We start from the raw sequence: 15,088 nt of genomic DNA, 5'->3' as shown, positions 1-15,088 counted from the left end.
TCTGAAAATTAAACGCAAACGCTGCCTGGTGCGCCACCTTCAGGCTCAGGGCGTTTTTTTGCAATGGCCGTGCCTGCACGTGAGCTGGACGGGCGGCCCAATTGCGCGCTGATGTACAGACCCGCATCGACCAGGCGGTCCAGATCAATGCCGGTATCAATGCCCATGCCATGCAACATGAAGACCACGTCTTCGGTTGCTACATTGCCGGTTGCACCTTTGGCGTAAGGGCAGCCACCAAGACCGGCCACCGAAGACTGGAAATTCCACACCCCCAGCTCCAAAGCCGCCAAGGTATTGCCAATCGCTTGGCCATAGGTGTCATGAAAATGGCCAGACACCTGGTCCACGCCGAAGTGCTTGAAGGTCGCCTCCAAAGCACGCTGAATTTTCAACGGTGTGCCCACGCCAATCGTATCAGCCACATCGACGCGGTCGACACCGACTCCACGCAGCAGGCGCGCCAGCGACTCGACTTGGGCTGGCGCGATATCACCCTCATACGGGCAGCCTACGGTACACGACATGGCGCCGCGCACGCGGATGCCTTGCGCGTGGGCCGCTTGCACCACGGGCGCAAAACGCTCGATGCTCTCGGCAATCGAGCAATTGATATTCTTCTGGCTGAATGATTCGCTGGCGGATGCAAACACCACGATTTCATCGGGGCGACTGGCCACCGCTGCCTCAAATCCCTTCATATTGGGCACCAGCACCGAATACTCGATGTCAGCGCGGCGCGCAATCGCTTGCATCACTTGGGCGTTGTCAGCCATTTGCGGCACCCACTTGGGTGAGACGAAGCTGGTCACCTCAATCTCGCGCAGACCAGCCTCTTGCAACAAATGCACCAAGTGGGTCTTGACCTCGGCGGGCACAACCTGCTTTTCGTTTTGCAGGCCATCGCGTGGGCCGACATCGATGATTTTGACTTTACTGGGCAATCCCATGCTTGTGCTCCTAACTGTTTTTATCGGTTGTGGCGTACAGGCCAGTGCACGCGCTGCCAATGCGTGATGCTCCTGCGCAACAAGGCCATTCAATGGCCTTGTTCACCGATTTTATGGCCAAGTGGTAGTACCAAGTCTGCCAGTCAACAGCATGGCCTGTGCCAATAACACAGCCTGGCCAGTAGCGCTGCATCGTGCGGGCTCTGAGCGCCTGTCCACGATCCTGACACAGTCCCGCACAGCGCAAGAAAAGAGTCAGCGCAGCGATGCGCTTTTGCGTAGCGGACCTTTGAGAGCCTGCTCATAATCTCCACGCAGTCGCGCGCCGAGATTATGAATAGGCTCTGAGGCGTCAACGCAGCTGCGCGGAGGCGATGAGCATGCTCTGAGAACCTGTTTACGATCTTTTCGCAGTCGCGCAAGGCACAAAAAAGAGGCAGTGCAAGGCGCCTGTTGCAGCGCACCGTATCCTTTTGGACTCCAACGCGGTCTGCGTGGAGACTTTGAACAGGCTCTTAAACAGCCGATTCGTTTTGCTCGCCAGTGCGAATGCGGATGACTTGCTCAATCGGTGTGATGAAAATCTTGCCATCACCGATCTTGCCAGTGCGCGCGGCGGCGGTGATCGCTTCAACAGCAGACTCGACCACATCTTCAGTCACTGCAATTTCAATTTTGACTTTAGGCAAAAAATCGACCACGTATTCAGCGCCGCGGTACAGTTCGGTGTGGCCTTTTTGACGACCAAATCCTTTGACCTCAGTCACTGTCAAACCGGTGATGCCAGCATCTGCCAATGCTTCACGTACTTCATCGAGCTTGAACGGTTTAATGATGGCGGTGATTAACTTCATGCTCATTGGGATACTCCTGCCTCTTGTGCTTGTACAAAAAAAAATCGGCCACATGCAGAACTGCGAATAACTGGGCCTGATGTGTAATACCTAATAGTAACGCGAAATTGCTCGTGCGCCTGCTGGTTCCCACACGTGGACAGCCCCTCAGAGGGACATTCAGGACTGGGCATTTGACAAATCTATACCTCGAACCAATACAGCCTCCCTACTCCACGGTAGCCGCTCAGCCACGATAACCATTGGTAATCGGATAACGCCAATCCTTGCCAAACACTCGGGCAGTGATTTTGGGCCCTGGTGCGGCTTGGCGGCGTTTGTATTCGTTGATGCGCAGCAAGCGCACGACCTGGTCGACACGGTCAGCCGGAAAGCCGGCATCGACGATTTGCGCTGCAGACTGGTTGAGCTCCATGCGCAAGCGCAAAATGGCATCCAGCATCTCGTAAGGCGGTAAGCTGTCTTGGTCTGTCTGGTCTTCACGCAACTCTGCACTTGGCGGGCGTGTGATGATGCGCAGTGGGATCGGATTGACCACGCCCCAGCTGCTGTCCTGGGCATTGCGCCAGTGCGCCAGCTCAAACGCATCGGACTTGAACACATCTTTGAGCGGACCAAAGCCGCCGCACATATCGCCATACAAGGTGCTGTAGCCCATCGCGACTTCACTCTTATTGCCGGTAGTGAGCAGCAAGCCGCCAAATTTATTGGACAAAGCCATCAGCATCACGCCGCGAATGCGGGCCTGCAAATTCTCTTCAGTCGTGTCTTCTGCGCGGCCATCGAACTGCGTCGACAGGCTATTTTTAAAAGTCTCGAACGCCTCACGGATACTGATTTCGTCGTATTGCACCCCAAGGCGGCGCACCATTTCACGCGAATCGTCCAGGCTGATCGAGGCCGTATAAGGCGATGGCATCATCACCGCGCGTACCTTGTCTGCACCCAAAGCATCGACAGCGATCGCCAAGACCAGCGCCGAATCCAGGCCGCCCGACAAGCCCAGCAGTACATGCTTGAAGCCATTTTTCTGTACGTAGTCGCGCGTGGCCAATACCAGCGCCCGCCAAATTTGTGGCCAGGCTTGGTGCTCTGGAGCCGTCCAGTCAGGCGCTGGCACCTGGCACTGCCATTGCAACGCATCTGTCCCCGCAACCGCTTGCAATTGCACAGGCCACAGCAAGGACTCGAAGCCAGGCGCCAATGCGACTAATTCACCGGTGGCCTGCACGGCCATCGAGTGGCCATCGAAGACCAATTCATCCTGGCCGCCCACCATATGCGCATACACAATCGGCAAACCGGTTTCTTGTGCCCGCGCAGCGAGGACCTGGGCGCGCTGCTGCGGTTTGCCCAGCACAAACGGCGATGCATTGACCACCACCAAAGCCTGCGCGCCTGCGGCCTTGGCTTGCAGCGCCGGCTGTGCGACCCAGGCGTCTTCGCAAATCAACAAACCCAGGCGCATGCCGCCCACCTCGATAATCTGTGCCACATCGGCGGCACCATCAGCAGTCTGGTCTGCAGCCATCGCCGTGCTGCTGGCGAAATACCGCTTCTCATCGAACACGCCATAGTTGGGCAGCGCTTGTTTGCGGTAGCTGGCCTGCAATCGGCCATTGCCGATCAGGCTCACGGCATTCCATGCAGGCGGCACATAATCACTGTCGCGCGACCAGTGGACGCTGGCATCCACCCGCTCTGGGTGGCCCATCAGAATCTGCAACTGGGGCCAAGCGCAGCTGGCCTCTACCAACTCCTGCAAAGCAGCGGCGCAGTCCTCTAGAAACAAGGGGCGGTAAAACAAATCCTCTGCCGCATAACCGCACAGGAACAACTCAGAAAAAACCAATAACTGATGGCCTTGCGCATGCGCTGTGTGCGCTGCTTCAATGGCCTTGGCAAGATTGCCCCGAATATCCCCAACCACCGGATTGAGCTGTGCAATACAAAGAGACAGAGTCATGATTCAAAGGTGTTGAGCCCCATCTACCCGTTGCTAACTGGCAGATAGCACTAAAAAAATCCGCATTGCCCAAGCATGGCCGAGCGCGCAAACCGCTGCACCATTCAAGCATTTAAGAAAAAAGGCACAATTTATGCGTTCAAGCCGCAGTGCGCTGCGCACCATGCACAAGCCACTTTGACTCAAAGCGCTTTTTAATGACCGATTCTCCCTCTTCTCAGGCTCTTGCCGGCATTATGGCGCGACTGCACGCCAGCATGGATGAGATTCCTGCCCAATTGTGGAATGCGCTGCTTGCGCAGCAAAACCAGCCCACGCCCTTCATGCGCCACGAATACCTGCTGGCCATGGAGCAAAGCCAATCTGCCACCGCTGAAACAGGTTGGCAGCCCCAGCATCTGTGTCTTTGGCACGAAGGCAGACTGCTGGCAGCCTGTCCGCTCTACCTCAAAAGCCATTCCTGGGGCGAGTATGTGTTTGACTTTGCCTGGGCCAATGCCTATGAGCGCCATGGCCTGCCTTACTACCCCAAAGCGCTGGTGGCGCCGCCCTTCACACCCACACCGGGCAGCCGCCTGCTGGCCATTGACCATGCGCACCGCGCATTGCTTGTGCAGGCATTGATGCAATTGTGCGGCGAGCAACAGCTCGAGACCGCCCATGTGTTGTTCCTTTCAGAGCAAGATCAGCAAGCTTGCACAGAGCAAGGCTGGTTGCTGCGCAAGGGAGTGCAATTCCACTGGCGCAATCAAACGCCCGGTAATGCAGACCGATTCGAGACGTTCACGCATTTTCTGGAATCCCTGCAGAGAGAGAAACGCAAAAAAATCAAACAAGAAATGCGCAAAGTGGCTGATGCTGGCGTGCACTACCGCATTGCACGCGGCAGCGCCATCAGCACCGAGGACTGGGCATTCTTCTACCAATGCTACGCCACCACGTACCGAGAGCACGGTAACGCGCCCTACCTCACACCGGCTTTTTGGCAAGCCATGCAAAGCACCATGCCTGAGAACTGGTTGATGCTGATCGCCGAGCGCGAGCAGCGCCCCATTGCCACCAGCTTGCTGGCACTGCACGACAAACAGCTGCACCAAGGCCAAGAGAACATAGCGTATGGCCGCTACTGGGGTGCGATTGAGCGCATCGACTGCCTGCATTTCGACCTGTGCTATTACCAGCCGCTGGCCTGGTGTATTGCGCACGGTTTTGACCGATTTGAAGGCGGCGCCCAGGGCGAACACAAACTGGCACGTGCGCTGCTGCCTGAATCCACCTACTCTGCCCATTGGATCGCCCACCCGCAATTTGAAGCGGCCATTGCCAACCACCTGGCGCATGAAAGCAAAGGCGTGCAGCAATACCAGCTGCAATTGCAAGACCACAGCCCCTACCGCAGCCCTGCAGCGCAGGCCAATTCACCACAAAGCGGCGACGCTAACACACAGCTTGCTTCAAATCCCGATTGACTGCTGGTATGATGCCAGCCTCTTGCCGCTTGCGGCATACACCTGCCAGTAGCTCAACTGGATAGAGCAGCTGCCTTCTAAGCAGCAGGTCGGGGGTTCGAGTCCCTCCTGGCAGGCCAATGAATCGCCATCTTCCTGGGGAAATCAAGGGAAGAAAAGCCACTATTGCACCAATCCCACACGTATTTCACGTCGCTTGTGGTTTGTGTGCTTTCCATCCAGCCCCAGGCGCGCGCGCTCAGGGGCTTTTTCTATGGGCTTGCCTTTTGGGCAGGCTCTTACAAAGATAAGCTTTGCTGAGTTGGGGATGCAATTGCACATCCTTGTGCAAAATTTTTTGCTTACAGCACAGCGTGCAAAAACTCGACGCAGTCCATGGCAAAGCGCACACCGTGCTGGCCTGCTCTTTGAAGCTCAAGCGGCATTGAATGGCGGCATCTGATGAGCGGCATGTATGGCGCGCAGCGCCAGCATGCCAATTGATTGGCTGTGGCTGCCAGAGGCACCACCTACTTTAACAAGAATGTAAAAAAGCCCCGACCGTTAGCAGTGAGGGCTTTGACTTTGGAGATGGTCGCACCGCTTGTTTCTGCCATGGACCATTAAGCGAACGTGCTCTGGTTTAAAACACCATTTCTTTATCGGCATCCTGCACCTTGCGACGCGCCATCGCCAGGTTAGAGCGCTGCTTGTCGAGAACCAGGTAAATAAACACCCCTTCTCTGCGCGAGGCTGGGCGCAAGATGTGGTAGTGCTTGCCCATCGTAATCAAAATATCTTCGATCACATCGTTCAGTCCCAAGGCACGCATGGTCTTCATTTTGGCGCGTACCACCTCGGTATTGCCTGCAGCAGCAATTTCAAGATCAACACCAGAGCCGATTGATCCGAGCATCATGCCACTGGTCGAATCAACGACCGCAGCGCTCATGGCACCATCTACTAAAATTAACTCATCCAAAGTTTGCTTGATCGTTGACACAGTCAAATCCTTCAAAAAATTATCCCGATAATCGAGACACTCCACCAAATTTTTGAAAAATTATATACCTATCTAACAATAATTAACAAAAAAATAATGGTTCAATCAACAAAAAAACCCTGTCCTTATCGATAAGGGCTGCTGATGAATGGATTGTTCAGTAGACCGATTCTGGCCGTGCATGCACAAGCATGCATCCGCCACGGTTGTTGCAGGGAACTCTTGTAGTAGCGCGTGCTTGGCCCTTGATGCGCCTGGTAATGTGACGCGTGCGCAGTGGCATGTGAAACGCTATTTGAACAGCGGCAAGCTGGCGCAGGCCCTGGCTGACTGCACCAGGCCCACAGCAAGATGGTGTTGGCCTAGCTGGAACAGCAGCGTTAATAGAGCCGGGTGCGTGTGTTCACCGAATTTGTATCCAACTATTTCGCAGTGAGGTGATGTGGTCCCAATGCATTGGCAAGAACTGGCCGCTCGTCCTGCTTCGCGGACGCTGCAAGTGCTGGCAAGCACACGCATGCATGCATGGCGCTTTCTTATTGCGACAGTTTCTTTTGAAGCCAATCCTGCAACACCACCGCATGGTTGATCTGCGGATCACGTGCGGCGTAAATCAAACTGAGTCGGCCCTTGAGCAAAAAAGGCTGCAGTTGCGCAAGCCCTGCCGTGTTGTGCTCCAACTCCTGGCGGTAATGCTGCGTGAACTCGGCAAACTTGTCCGCCTGGTGGCAAAACCATTTGCGCAGCTCTGGGCTGGGGGCAATGTCTTTGCACCACAGATCCAGCTGCAACACCTCTTTTTTAATACCACGTGGCCACAGCCGGTCTACAAGGACGCGAGCGCCATCGGCTGGGCTGGCTGCTTCATAGGCGCGTTTGATTGCAATGTCCATGCTAGTCTCCTGTGTGTCGTGCCAGTGCGTATTGGCTCAGCATAACGCAGACTCGGCATTTTTCAGGCTCTCAATGTGACCGAAGCCAATCAGCTGACATCTGGCGCCGACAACTGCTCAGACTCCCCCAAAGGCACACGCGTCAAAACGCTAGGCACCGCTTTGCCGCCCTCGCTGTGCTGCATTTGCCAGCCCATCCACAGGCTTTGGGCCATGCGTTGGGCCATGGACTGGGCATGCGCAGCCATCGCCTGGTTGGGCTGTTGGTCGCAGACTTGCGAAAAAATGGCTAGCCAACGCTCAAACAAGGCGGGGCTCAAGTCTTGCAGCTGCGCATGGGTGCGCATCGGTGAGCCGCTAAAGCGGCCGGTGCGCAGCAGCACACTGGACCAGAACTGGCTGAGCAATTGCTCATGGGCCACCCAGTCATCGATTTTTGCGTTAAAAATCGGCCCTAAAGTCGCATCGGCGCGCACTCGGCCATAAAACTGCTGCACCAGCGTTTCGATCTCTGCCTCTGTGCACAAGGTTTGTGAATTGCCCATGTTTGCCTCCTGAAATGTCTGCGTCTATTTCAATACAACTCCAAATGGATGCGGGCTTGCGCTTGCAAGGAAGTCCAGCAATCGCCCATCTCGCAGGATTCGTCTGCTGCGCTGCAGCCTGACTCGCCATCGCTGGTGGCAAGCACATAGAGGTCGTTAAAAGCGTGCGCGACAGCTTTTTCCAGATGGGCCTTGTTGCCACAGATGTAAACATGGGCATTGCGCTCCAGGTAGTCGCGCAGCTCTTGCCCATGGTCTGCCATCGCATGCTGCACATAGTATTTGGCACCACCATCGCGCGAGAACGCGGTCCATAAGTGCTCAATCGCACCCGATGCTTGCAGCGCCAGCAATTCATCACGGTACAAAAAATCGTGGCTGCTGGTTTTTTCACCAAAAATCAAACACACTTTTCGCCGCTGCTCCTTCATCTGCATTTCACGCAGCAGTCCAAGCAAGGGTGCGATGCCAGTGCCAGTGCCAATCAGCACCAAGGGCGCCTGCGGGTCTTTGGGCAAATGAAAACCCGGATTGCTGCGGCAATACACCTGCACCGGCTCTTGCGTATGCAATAGCCAATGCGTGGCCATACCATGGCGCTGGCGGCCATTGCGTTGGTGGTGTACGGCGCGAATGCACAAATCCAGATAGTCGCTGGAAGCTGGCGATGCAATCGAATACGCCCGTGGCAACCTTGGCGAGAGCCATTGGAGCAAATCATCTAAGCGAACCTGCTCTGGCGAAGCAAAATCCTGCAGCACATCGAGGATGTCGGCACCATACAAGTACTGCTCCAACTGCTTGCGCTGGCTGAATTTGAGCAGGTCTTTGAGCCCCGCATGGCCAGTGGCGCTTGCCACACCACGCAGCACCGCCTTGCTGATCAGCCGCAACTCTTTGGCCTCCAGCGCAGCCACTGCTTGCGGCTGGCCCAGCCATTGGGCGATGGCATCCAACAAAGGACGCCCATTCTTGGCCAGCACATGCAAGGTATCTCCAGCGCGCCAAGCCATACCGCTGCCACGCACATCCAAACGAATGTGGTGGGCGGCGCAGTCTGTAGCATCGCCACCAGGGGCCAATGTGCTCAAGCACTGGCGGGCGATGATTGGCGCTGCAAAAGCCTTGTCCTCACCATACGCCTCGACACGCAGCAGCATGTGCGCGGCCACATCGCCGTGGCCCAGCCACAACTGCTCCAGGCCAGCCGTCCACTGAGTAAAAAAATCTTCGTAATCGGTATCGGCATCCACACGTGGAATCACAGCCTGCGCGCCTCGCGCTTGCAGCGCCGCATCCAATTGCTTGGTAAAACCGCAAAACTGCGGGTAGCCGGTGTCACCCAAGCCAAATAGTGCGTAACGCAAACCGGTCAAATCGTCCGATTGCTGCACTTGGGCCAAAAAAAACGCAGCGTTGGCTGGGGGCTCGCCATCGCCGAAAGAGCTGGAGATGATCACCAGCAAACCGCCTGGCTGCCAAGCAGCCAGAGACAGCGCATTCAATTCGATGGCCGGATCGACCTGGCCCTGCCACAAGGGCTGCTGGGCCAAGCGTTGCGCCAATGTCTGCGCATTGCCCGATTCAGAGCCATAAGCGATGTGCAAGCGTTGGGCGTTTGCAGACATGGTGTGGCCTCCCGATTCAGTTGGCGTAGTAGTCGTCGAATTGCTCTTTGCAAAATTCGACTGCTTCAAAGTTGTCCATCAAGTCATTGATCACGCGGCGGATGCTGATATAGGCATTGATCTGCCCTGCCTCATCGCGCAGCGGCTGCACCGTGGTATCGACCACATACACACCACCGCCCTTGCCCAGGTTTGGCACGATACCGGTCCAGATATTGCCAGCTTTGATCGTGTCCCACATGTCTTTGTAGACCGCTTTGGGCACGGCTGGATGGCGCACGATGCTGTGAGGTTGGCCAATCAACTCTTCGCGGGCGTAACCGGTGAGTTTGCAAAACAGGTCATTGGCGTAGGTGATGTTGCCTTGCAAGTCGGTAGTGGAGATCACCGCGACATTGTCCAGTGCGCCCAACAGTTGTGCATGGCTGATTGAATTGCTCATCATGATCCCTTTCAATATGGTTTACTGAAGATGGAGTGGCCAAGCGCAGTGCTTGCTCAACTGCCAGTACTCGCACTCCATAAGGTGTATTTTATATACATCTTAATGAAAATTTCAGAAAATTCTGAAATATGTAGAAAATATTCAACGCAATGCCTGTGAGCCTCTGTGGGAAAATCCCCCTCATCGTGTCACCCGATGACCGCCAAGCCCACGACACAAAGCAAGCCACGATGAGACTGACCCTGAAAACCGACTACGCATTGCGCACTCTGCTGTATCTGGCCAAGCAGCCAGAGCGGCTAGCCTCGATTGGCGAAATCGCCACGCATTACGCGATCTCTGAGAACCATTTGGTCAAAGTCGTGCATGAGCTGGGCCGCAAAGGTTTCATTGACACCATCCGCGGCAAAGGCGGTGGCATTCGCTTCAACCCCGCAACCAATGAGGCAAGGGTTGGCGATATCGTGCGTGCGATGGAGGACGATTTCGCCCTCGTTGATTGCTTCAAGGACCCCGCGCCTGAGCATCCGTGTCTGCTGACGGGCGACTGCCGCTTGCAAAACATTCTGGACCATGCACTGCAAGCCTTTTTCTCGCACTTGGACCAGTACCAGTTCAAGGACTTATTGAAAGAGCCGGCGGCTGCCTGGCAAACCATCCAGTTTCAACGTTGATGCCTGCAGGCCAGGGCAACGCTGCTAGCAACTGTGGTCATTGCCCAGCAGCAGGTGTTATGGGGCTCAAACTTGAAGTTCAAGCTCTGGATTCGCCATGGTCCATTCTGGGCAATACCGTTTGGTTGCAGCACGCCATTGGCATTACATGGGTGGCTGGGCAAAAGCGGCAACCACCGCCTGCCGGACATTCTCTACGTGTTTGCAAGCGGCCGCTTCCGCCTGCTTGGCATGGCCACTCACCACGGCTTTAGCAATGCGCCGGTAGTCGGCCAGACGCATGGTCAGAAAATCGGGCAAGCGGTGGTGGGCATGCACAATCGGCATCACAATTGCGGGCAGCAAACGCTGCAGCTCTTTGTTGCCACCCATCTCCAGCAAGGCGCGGTAGAACATGCGCCGGGCGCGCGAGAACGCCGCGCTGTCACGCGCTTTCTCGGCCTGCGCCAGTGCTGCCATCGCGTCATCTAACGCAGCCAGCGCTGCTATGTTGCCTACACCGCGCACCGCCGTTTTGGCCAGCAGGCCAAACAAGGATTCGGCCACGCTCAAGACATCCAGCATGTCTTGCACATTGAGCTGCTTGATACTGGCCCCCTTATTGGGGGACAGCACGACAATCCCTTCGGCAGCGAGCCGCTGCAGCGCCTCACGCACCGAGTTGCGCCCCACCTGAAAGCGCTCAACCAGATCGGTTTCAACCAGGCGTTGGCCCGGCACCAGGCTCCAATTGTCCAACTCTTTGAGAATGCCATGGAACACCAGCTCCCAGGCCGATTTGCTGGATGCTGGTGCTGCTGTCTCCTGTGTGACTGACGTGTGGTTCACCGCATTTCTTTCTTGCAAACAGTCGTATAAACTGCATAAATCGTCCTACAATTTTTTCAGACAATTTAATCAACAAATTGGTTTGAAACTCCATCATAAAACGAATCCCAGCTGCGGAGAGACAAGCGATGCCCACCCTGTCGATGTTAGGAAAAAAAGTCTTGATCACCGGTGCCTCCAGTGGCCTCGGAAAACATTTTGCGGCCACTCTGGCGGCACAAGGTGCGCAATTGATTTTGGCTGCCAGGCGCACAGAGATGATTGAGGCATTTGCCCAAACCCTGCCCTGCTCTACCCCACCGCTGTGCCTGAGGCTGGATGTGACCGACGCCGCCAGCCGCCAGGCACTGGCCGAAGCCGTGGATTCACTGGATGTATTGATCAACAACGCCGGCGTGGTGCGTGAAAGCGCAGCCGCCAAACACAGCGAACCCGACTGGGATGCGGTGTTGGACACCAATCTCAAAGGCATGTTCTTTCTGGCCCAGGCATTGCTGCCTGCGCTGCAAAAAAGCCAAGGCAGCGTCGTCAATATCGCCTCCATTCTGGGACTGCGCCAGGCCGGTGGTGTCGTGTCGTATGCGGTATCCAAGGCGGGTGTTGTGCAATTAACCAAAACCTTGGCGCTGGAGTGGGCGCGCCTGGGCGTGCGCGTCAATGCCTTGGCGCCTGGCTATATCGAGACCGAACTGAACGCCGAGTTTTGGCAAACCGATGCCGGTCAGGCGCTGATTCGCAGAATCCCACAGCGCCGTTTGGGCCAGCTGTCGGACCTGGATGGGCCGCTCTTATTGTTGTGCAGCCAGGCCTCGGCCTATATGACTGGAGCGGTGATTCCGGTCGATGGCGGCCATCTCGTCAACACACTGTAATTTCTCAGAACCACAGACATTTACGCAAAGGAGTTTGTGCATGTACACCCCCTACCCCACGGAGCGCAGCCGAGCCATCGGTGAGCGTGTTGAAGCCTTTGTGCGCGATGTTGTCACACAGTATGAGCAAGACCCACGTTGCGGCAGCCACGGCCCCAGCGATGAACTGATGCACGAAATGCGCGCACTGGCGCGCGCCCAGGGCGTGCTGACGCCGCATATCCTCGCTGATGGCGACCATTTGAGTCAGCTAGAGACAGCCGCCGTACTCAAACGCTCCGGCATTTCGCCCTTGGGCCCGGTCGCACTCAACACCATGGCGCCTGACGAGGGCAATATGTACTTGCTGGGCAAGGTCGCCAGCGCTGAACAAAAAACCTTGTTCCTGGACCCCTTGGTCAGCGGCCAGGCCCGCTCGGCCTTTTTCATGACCGAGCCCGCCCTGGAAGGCGGCGCAGGCTCGGATCCGGGCATGCTGATGACCAGCGCAACACCGCAAGGCGATGGCTGGGTCATCAACGGCCGCAAGATGTTCATCACTGGTGCGGATGGTGCTGAAGTCGGTATCGTGATGGCCCGCACCTCAGAGGCCAACGACCCCAAAACCCGCGCCACGATGTTTTTGGTCAAGCTGCCCAACCCTGCCGTGCGCACCGAACGCGTGATTGACACCATCGACAGCTCAATGCCTGGCGGGCACGCAGTCGTGATGTTGGACAATTTGTATGTGCCCAACGCCCATGTGCTGGGGCAGGTGCATGAAGGTTTTCATTACGCCCAGGTACGCCTCTCACCGGCGCGCCTGTCGCACTGCATGCGCTGGTTTGGCTCGACCGCACGCGCGCATGAAATCGCCAGCCGCTATGCAACGCACCGCAAAGCCTTTGGCAAGCCTTTGATCGACCATGAAGGCGTAGGCTTTATGCTGGCCGACAACCTGATCGACTTGCAACAAGCCGCTTTAATGATCGACTGGTGCGCCAAAATCATTGACGAAGGCTCGCTGGCTACCGCCGAGAGCTCAATGACCAAGGTCGCAGTGTCCGAGGCCCTGTTTCGCGTCGCCGACCGCTGCGTGCAAGTGATGGGCGGCCTGGGCGTGTCGGGCGACACCATTGTCGAGCAGGTATTCCGCGAAATCCGCGCATTCCGTATCTACGATGGCCCGACCGAAGTGCATAAATGGTCATTGGCCAAGAAAATCAAACGTGAAACTTTGCTCAAGGAACAAGCATGAGCAACGCTGCCGCCCCCGAACAAGGACTGCCTGAACAAGCACTGGATGTACCCGCGCTGCAAGCCTGGCTGCAGCAGCACATTCCAGGCTTTCAGGGACCGCTGGAAATCAGCCGCTTCGCCGGTGGCCAGTCCAACCCCACGTACCGTTTGCGCACTCCCAGGAAGTCGTACGTATTGCGCCGCAAACCACCAGGAGTCTTGCTCAAGGGCGCACACGCCATTGAGCGCGAAGCCCGTGTGCTGATGGCACTGGCCAACACCCAAGTGCCTGTGCCGCATGTCTACGGACTGTGCACTGACGAGCAGGTCATTGGCAGCTGGTTTTATGTAATGGACATGGTTGAAGGCAGGGTTTTCTGGGATGCCAGTTTTTCCGATGTGCCAGCCGATGAGCGCGCCGCCTACATGGATGCGATGAACGAGGTACTGGCACGCCTGCACCAAGTCGACTATGCTGCCATCGGCCTGGCCGACTACGGCAAGACAGGCGGCTATGTGGCGCGGCAAATCCAGCGCTGGAGCGGCCAATACCAGAACGACCAGGACGCAGGCCGGCACCCAGCCATGGACGCCTTGGTAGAGTGGCTGCCAAAGCATATTCCCGCCGCTGACCAGGTGGCCATCACCCATGGGGATTTTCGCGCCGACAACATGATCTTCCACCCTAGCGAGCCGCGTGTGCTGGCAGTGCTGGATTGGGAGTTGTCGACCCTGGGCGATCCGCTGGCCGACTTTGCCTACCATGCGATGATGTTCCGCATGCCCAGCGATATCCTCGGCGGCATTGCCGGTGTGGACCTGCAAGCTGCAGGTCTGCCAGACGAGGCGGCCTATGTGCAGGCGTACTGCGAACGTGTCGGCATTGAAGGCATCAAAGACCTGGACTTCTACATCATCTTCAATATGTTTCGCTTTGCAGCGATCTTGCATGGCATCAAGGCACGCTCAGTCAGGGGCACGGCCTCCAGCGCCAATGCCAAAGAAATGGGTGACCGCTTTCAGCGCGTGGCCGATCTGGCCTGGGCACAGGTCGAGCGCGCCAATCAACGCGCTGCCTCTCACTGAGGGCCTGATCAAAGACTCCACGCAGACCGCGTTGGAGCCCAAAAGGATACGATGCGCGGCAAAAACCGCAGTCGGGCTATCTGCCCGGCAAGGATTTTTAACAAAGCAGCGTGCCTTTTGGGCACCAACCCGAAGGGCAAGGCACTGCACTCCGTTGTTTGCCTTCGATCGCAGCAGTCGCCTCATTGCGTTTGACAATGGCGTTGCATGGGCCAACGCCACTGCGACCCTACCAATGCGCAACCACACTACCCTGTCAAGCGCGCCTCCACAGCGCGTACGCGCTCGCCACCAGGCATAGCCCATGTGAATGCGCCAGTTTCTGCATCGGGCTGCTAGCACACATGGTCTTTTTCCAGGTCATAGACGGCAAACTGGCTGGACAATGCATTACCAAACCCATCGTTTTTTCACGCCAACTTCCATGGGGCGTGCATATTGTCGCTCTGCATCAAGCACCAAGTCGTCATCCACAAATAAACAACTTCGCTGCAAAGTAAAAATCCCTGATCTCAGGGATAGACAGTGGCTGTCTGGTGTTATCAAATTAACACATTTTAATTTTTCGATGAACGCACGCCATGCACCACACCAGTTACCGATGGCTCCATAGCTCGCCTCTTCTATTGCGCTGCCATCTGCTGATGCAGACCTTGACTAGCGGTATGGCAAGAAGCC

At 56.5% G+C, this 15,088-nt stretch carries 14 protein-coding genes and 1 tRNA gene; 6 read left to right on the top strand and 9 right to left on the bottom strand.

Translation table 11 applies throughout. From position 1 onward, the window contains the following. Positions 1-8: 8 nt before the first annotated feature. From E8K88_RS10260 to E8K88_RS10250, 3 genes are all read right to left on the bottom strand, one after another. On the bottom strand, positions 9-950 hold the full coding sequence (locus E8K88_RS10260; protein ID WP_136406576.1) for a hydroxymethylglutaryl-CoA lyase: 942 nt from the start codon (positions 948-950) through the stop codon (positions 9-11). A gap of 515 nt (positions 951-1,465) precedes the next feature. Further along, complete coding sequence (locus E8K88_RS10255) at positions 1,466-1,804, bottom strand: P-II family nitrogen regulator (RefSeq protein WP_136406652.1); 339 nt, start codon at positions 1,802-1,804, stop codon at positions 1,466-1,468. Positions 1,805-2,030: 226 nt separating this feature from the next. Beyond that, positions 2,031-3,770: an NAD+ synthase gene (locus E8K88_RS10250; RefSeq protein ID WP_136406575.1), complete on the bottom strand. Its 1,740-nt coding sequence runs from the start codon at positions 3,768-3,770 to the stop codon at positions 2,031-2,033. Positions 3,771-3,967: 197 nt separating this feature from the next. Here E8K88_RS10250 and E8K88_RS10245 point away from each other — a divergent pair, with 197 nt between their 5' ends. Further along, the gene (locus tag E8K88_RS10245; protein ID WP_136406574.1) at positions 3,968-5,239 is read left to right on the top strand and encodes a GNAT family N-acetyltransferase; all 1,272 of its coding nucleotides are present in this window, start codon (positions 3,968-3,970) and stop codon (positions 5,237-5,239) included. A 42-nt stretch (positions 5,240-5,281) separates the two neighbouring features. After that, positions 5,282-5,358, top strand: a tRNA-Arg gene (locus E8K88_RS10240). A 503-nt stretch (positions 5,359-5,861) separates the two neighbouring features. On the opposite strand, the gene E8K88_RS10235 is transcribed toward E8K88_RS10240, so the two are convergent. From E8K88_RS10235 to E8K88_RS10215, 5 genes are all read right to left on the bottom strand, one after another. Continuing rightward, on the bottom strand, positions 5,862-6,170 hold the full coding sequence (locus E8K88_RS10235) for a hypothetical protein (protein WP_420813568.1): 309 nt from the start codon (positions 6,168-6,170) through the stop codon (positions 5,862-5,864). Between the two features lie 587 nt (positions 6,171-6,757). Next, positions 6,758-7,114, bottom strand: coding sequence for a DUF488 domain-containing protein (locus tag E8K88_RS10230; protein ID WP_136406573.1), 357 nt, complete (start codon positions 7,112-7,114; stop codon positions 6,758-6,760). 89 nt (positions 7,115-7,203) lie between these two features. Then, the gene (locus E8K88_RS10225) at positions 7,204-7,659 is read right to left on the bottom strand and encodes a group III truncated hemoglobin (protein WP_136406572.1); all 456 of its coding nucleotides are present in this window, start codon (positions 7,657-7,659) and stop codon (positions 7,204-7,206) included. A gap of 29 nt (positions 7,660-7,688) precedes the next feature. Then, positions 7,689-9,287, bottom strand: a complete 1,599-nt coding sequence (locus tag E8K88_RS10220) for a flavodoxin domain-containing protein (protein ID WP_136406571.1) — start codon at positions 9,285-9,287, stop codon at positions 7,689-7,691. Positions 9,288-9,303: 16 nt separating this feature from the next. Beyond that, a complete protein-coding gene (locus E8K88_RS10215) occupies positions 9,304-9,732 on the bottom strand; it encodes a PAS domain-containing protein (RefSeq protein ID WP_205880063.1) in 429 nt (142 codons plus the stop codon). Positions 9,733-9,962: 230 nt separating this feature from the next. Between E8K88_RS10215 and E8K88_RS10210 the strand changes: the two genes are divergently transcribed. Beyond that, on the top strand, positions 9,963-10,406 hold the full coding sequence (locus E8K88_RS10210) for an Rrf2 family transcriptional regulator (RefSeq protein WP_136406570.1): 444 nt from the start codon (positions 9,963-9,965) through the stop codon (positions 10,404-10,406). Between the two features lie 144 nt (positions 10,407-10,550). Here E8K88_RS10210 and E8K88_RS10205 read toward each other — a convergent pair whose 3' ends face one another. Beyond that, complete coding sequence (locus E8K88_RS10205) at positions 10,551-11,234, bottom strand: GntR family transcriptional regulator (RefSeq protein ID WP_240754453.1); 684 nt, start codon at positions 11,232-11,234, stop codon at positions 10,551-10,553. Between the two features lie 143 nt (positions 11,235-11,377). On the opposite strand from E8K88_RS10205, the gene E8K88_RS10200 reads away from it, so the two are divergent. The 3 genes from E8K88_RS10200 to E8K88_RS10190 are packed head-to-tail and all read left to right on the top strand — an operon-like array spanning position 11,378 to position 14,410. Next, positions 11,378-12,106, top strand: coding sequence for an SDR family NAD(P)-dependent oxidoreductase (locus tag E8K88_RS10200; RefSeq protein ID WP_240754452.1), 729 nt, complete (start codon positions 11,378-11,380; stop codon positions 12,104-12,106). A 40-nt stretch (positions 12,107-12,146) separates the two neighbouring features. Continuing rightward, the gene (locus tag E8K88_RS10195; protein ID WP_136406568.1) at positions 12,147-13,343 is read left to right on the top strand and encodes an acyl-CoA dehydrogenase family protein; all 1,197 of its coding nucleotides are present in this window, start codon (positions 12,147-12,149) and stop codon (positions 13,341-13,343) included. Further along, positions 13,340-14,410: a phosphotransferase family protein gene (locus tag E8K88_RS10190; RefSeq protein ID WP_136406567.1), complete on the top strand. Its 1,071-nt coding sequence runs from the start codon at positions 13,340-13,342 to the stop codon at positions 14,408-14,410. Before E8K88_RS10195 ends, E8K88_RS10190 begins: the two co-directional genes overlap by 4 nt. The last annotated feature ends 678 nt before the right edge of the window (positions 14,411-15,088 follow it).

It is taken from the genome of Lampropedia aestuarii, assembly GCF_004803635.1.
GTDB classification, from domain to species: domain Bacteria; phylum Pseudomonadota; class Gammaproteobacteria; order Burkholderiales; family Burkholderiaceae_C; genus Lampropedia; species Lampropedia aestuarii.
Note: the sequence above shows the minus strand (reverse complement) of the source record. Positions and strands in the feature narration are given on the sequence as shown.

Coding starts and splice junctions, on each gene's coding strand:
- E8K88_RS10200 (WP_240754452.1), top strand. CDS start 11,378: ATGTTAGGAAAAAAAGTCTTGATCACCGGTGCCTCCAGTGGCCTCGGA.
- E8K88_RS10190 (WP_136406567.1), top strand. CDS start 13,340: ATGAGCAACGCTGCCGCCCCCGAACAAGGACTGCCTGAACAAGCACTG.
- E8K88_RS10250 (WP_136406575.1), bottom strand. CDS start 3,770: ATGACTCTGTCTCTTTGTATTGCACAGCTCAATCCGGTGGTTGGGGAT.
- E8K88_RS10245 (WP_136406574.1), top strand. CDS start 3,968: ATGACCGATTCTCCCTCTTCTCAGGCTCTTGCCGGCATTATGGCGCGA.
- E8K88_RS10195 (WP_136406568.1), top strand. CDS start 12,147: ATGTACACCCCCTACCCCACGGAGCGCAGCCGAGCCATCGGTGAGCGT.
- E8K88_RS10225 (WP_136406572.1), bottom strand. CDS start 7,659: ATGGGCAATTCACAAACCTTGTGCACAGAGGCAGAGATCGAAACGCTG.
- E8K88_RS10255 (WP_136406652.1), bottom strand. CDS start 1,804: ATGAAGTTAATCACCGCCATCATTAAACCGTTCAAGCTCGATGAAGTA.
- E8K88_RS10235 (WP_420813568.1), bottom strand. CDS start 6,170: ATGAGCGCTGCGGTCGTTGATTCGACCAGTGGCATGATGCTCGGATCA.
- E8K88_RS10230 (WP_136406573.1), bottom strand. CDS start 7,114: ATGGACATTGCAATCAAACGCGCCTATGAAGCAGCCAGCCCAGCCGAT.
- E8K88_RS10220 (WP_136406571.1), bottom strand. CDS start 9,287: ATGTCTGCAAACGCCCAACGCTTGCACATCGCTTATGGCTCTGAATCG.
- E8K88_RS10215 (WP_205880063.1), bottom strand. CDS start 9,732: ATGATGAGCAATTCAATCAGCCATGCACAACTGTTGGGCGCACTGGAC.
- E8K88_RS10260 (WP_136406576.1), bottom strand. CDS start 950: ATGGGATTGCCCAGTAAAGTCAAAATCATCGATGTCGGCCCACGCGAT.
- E8K88_RS10210 (WP_136406570.1), top strand. CDS start 9,963: ATGAGACTGACCCTGAAAACCGACTACGCATTGCGCACTCTGCTGTAT.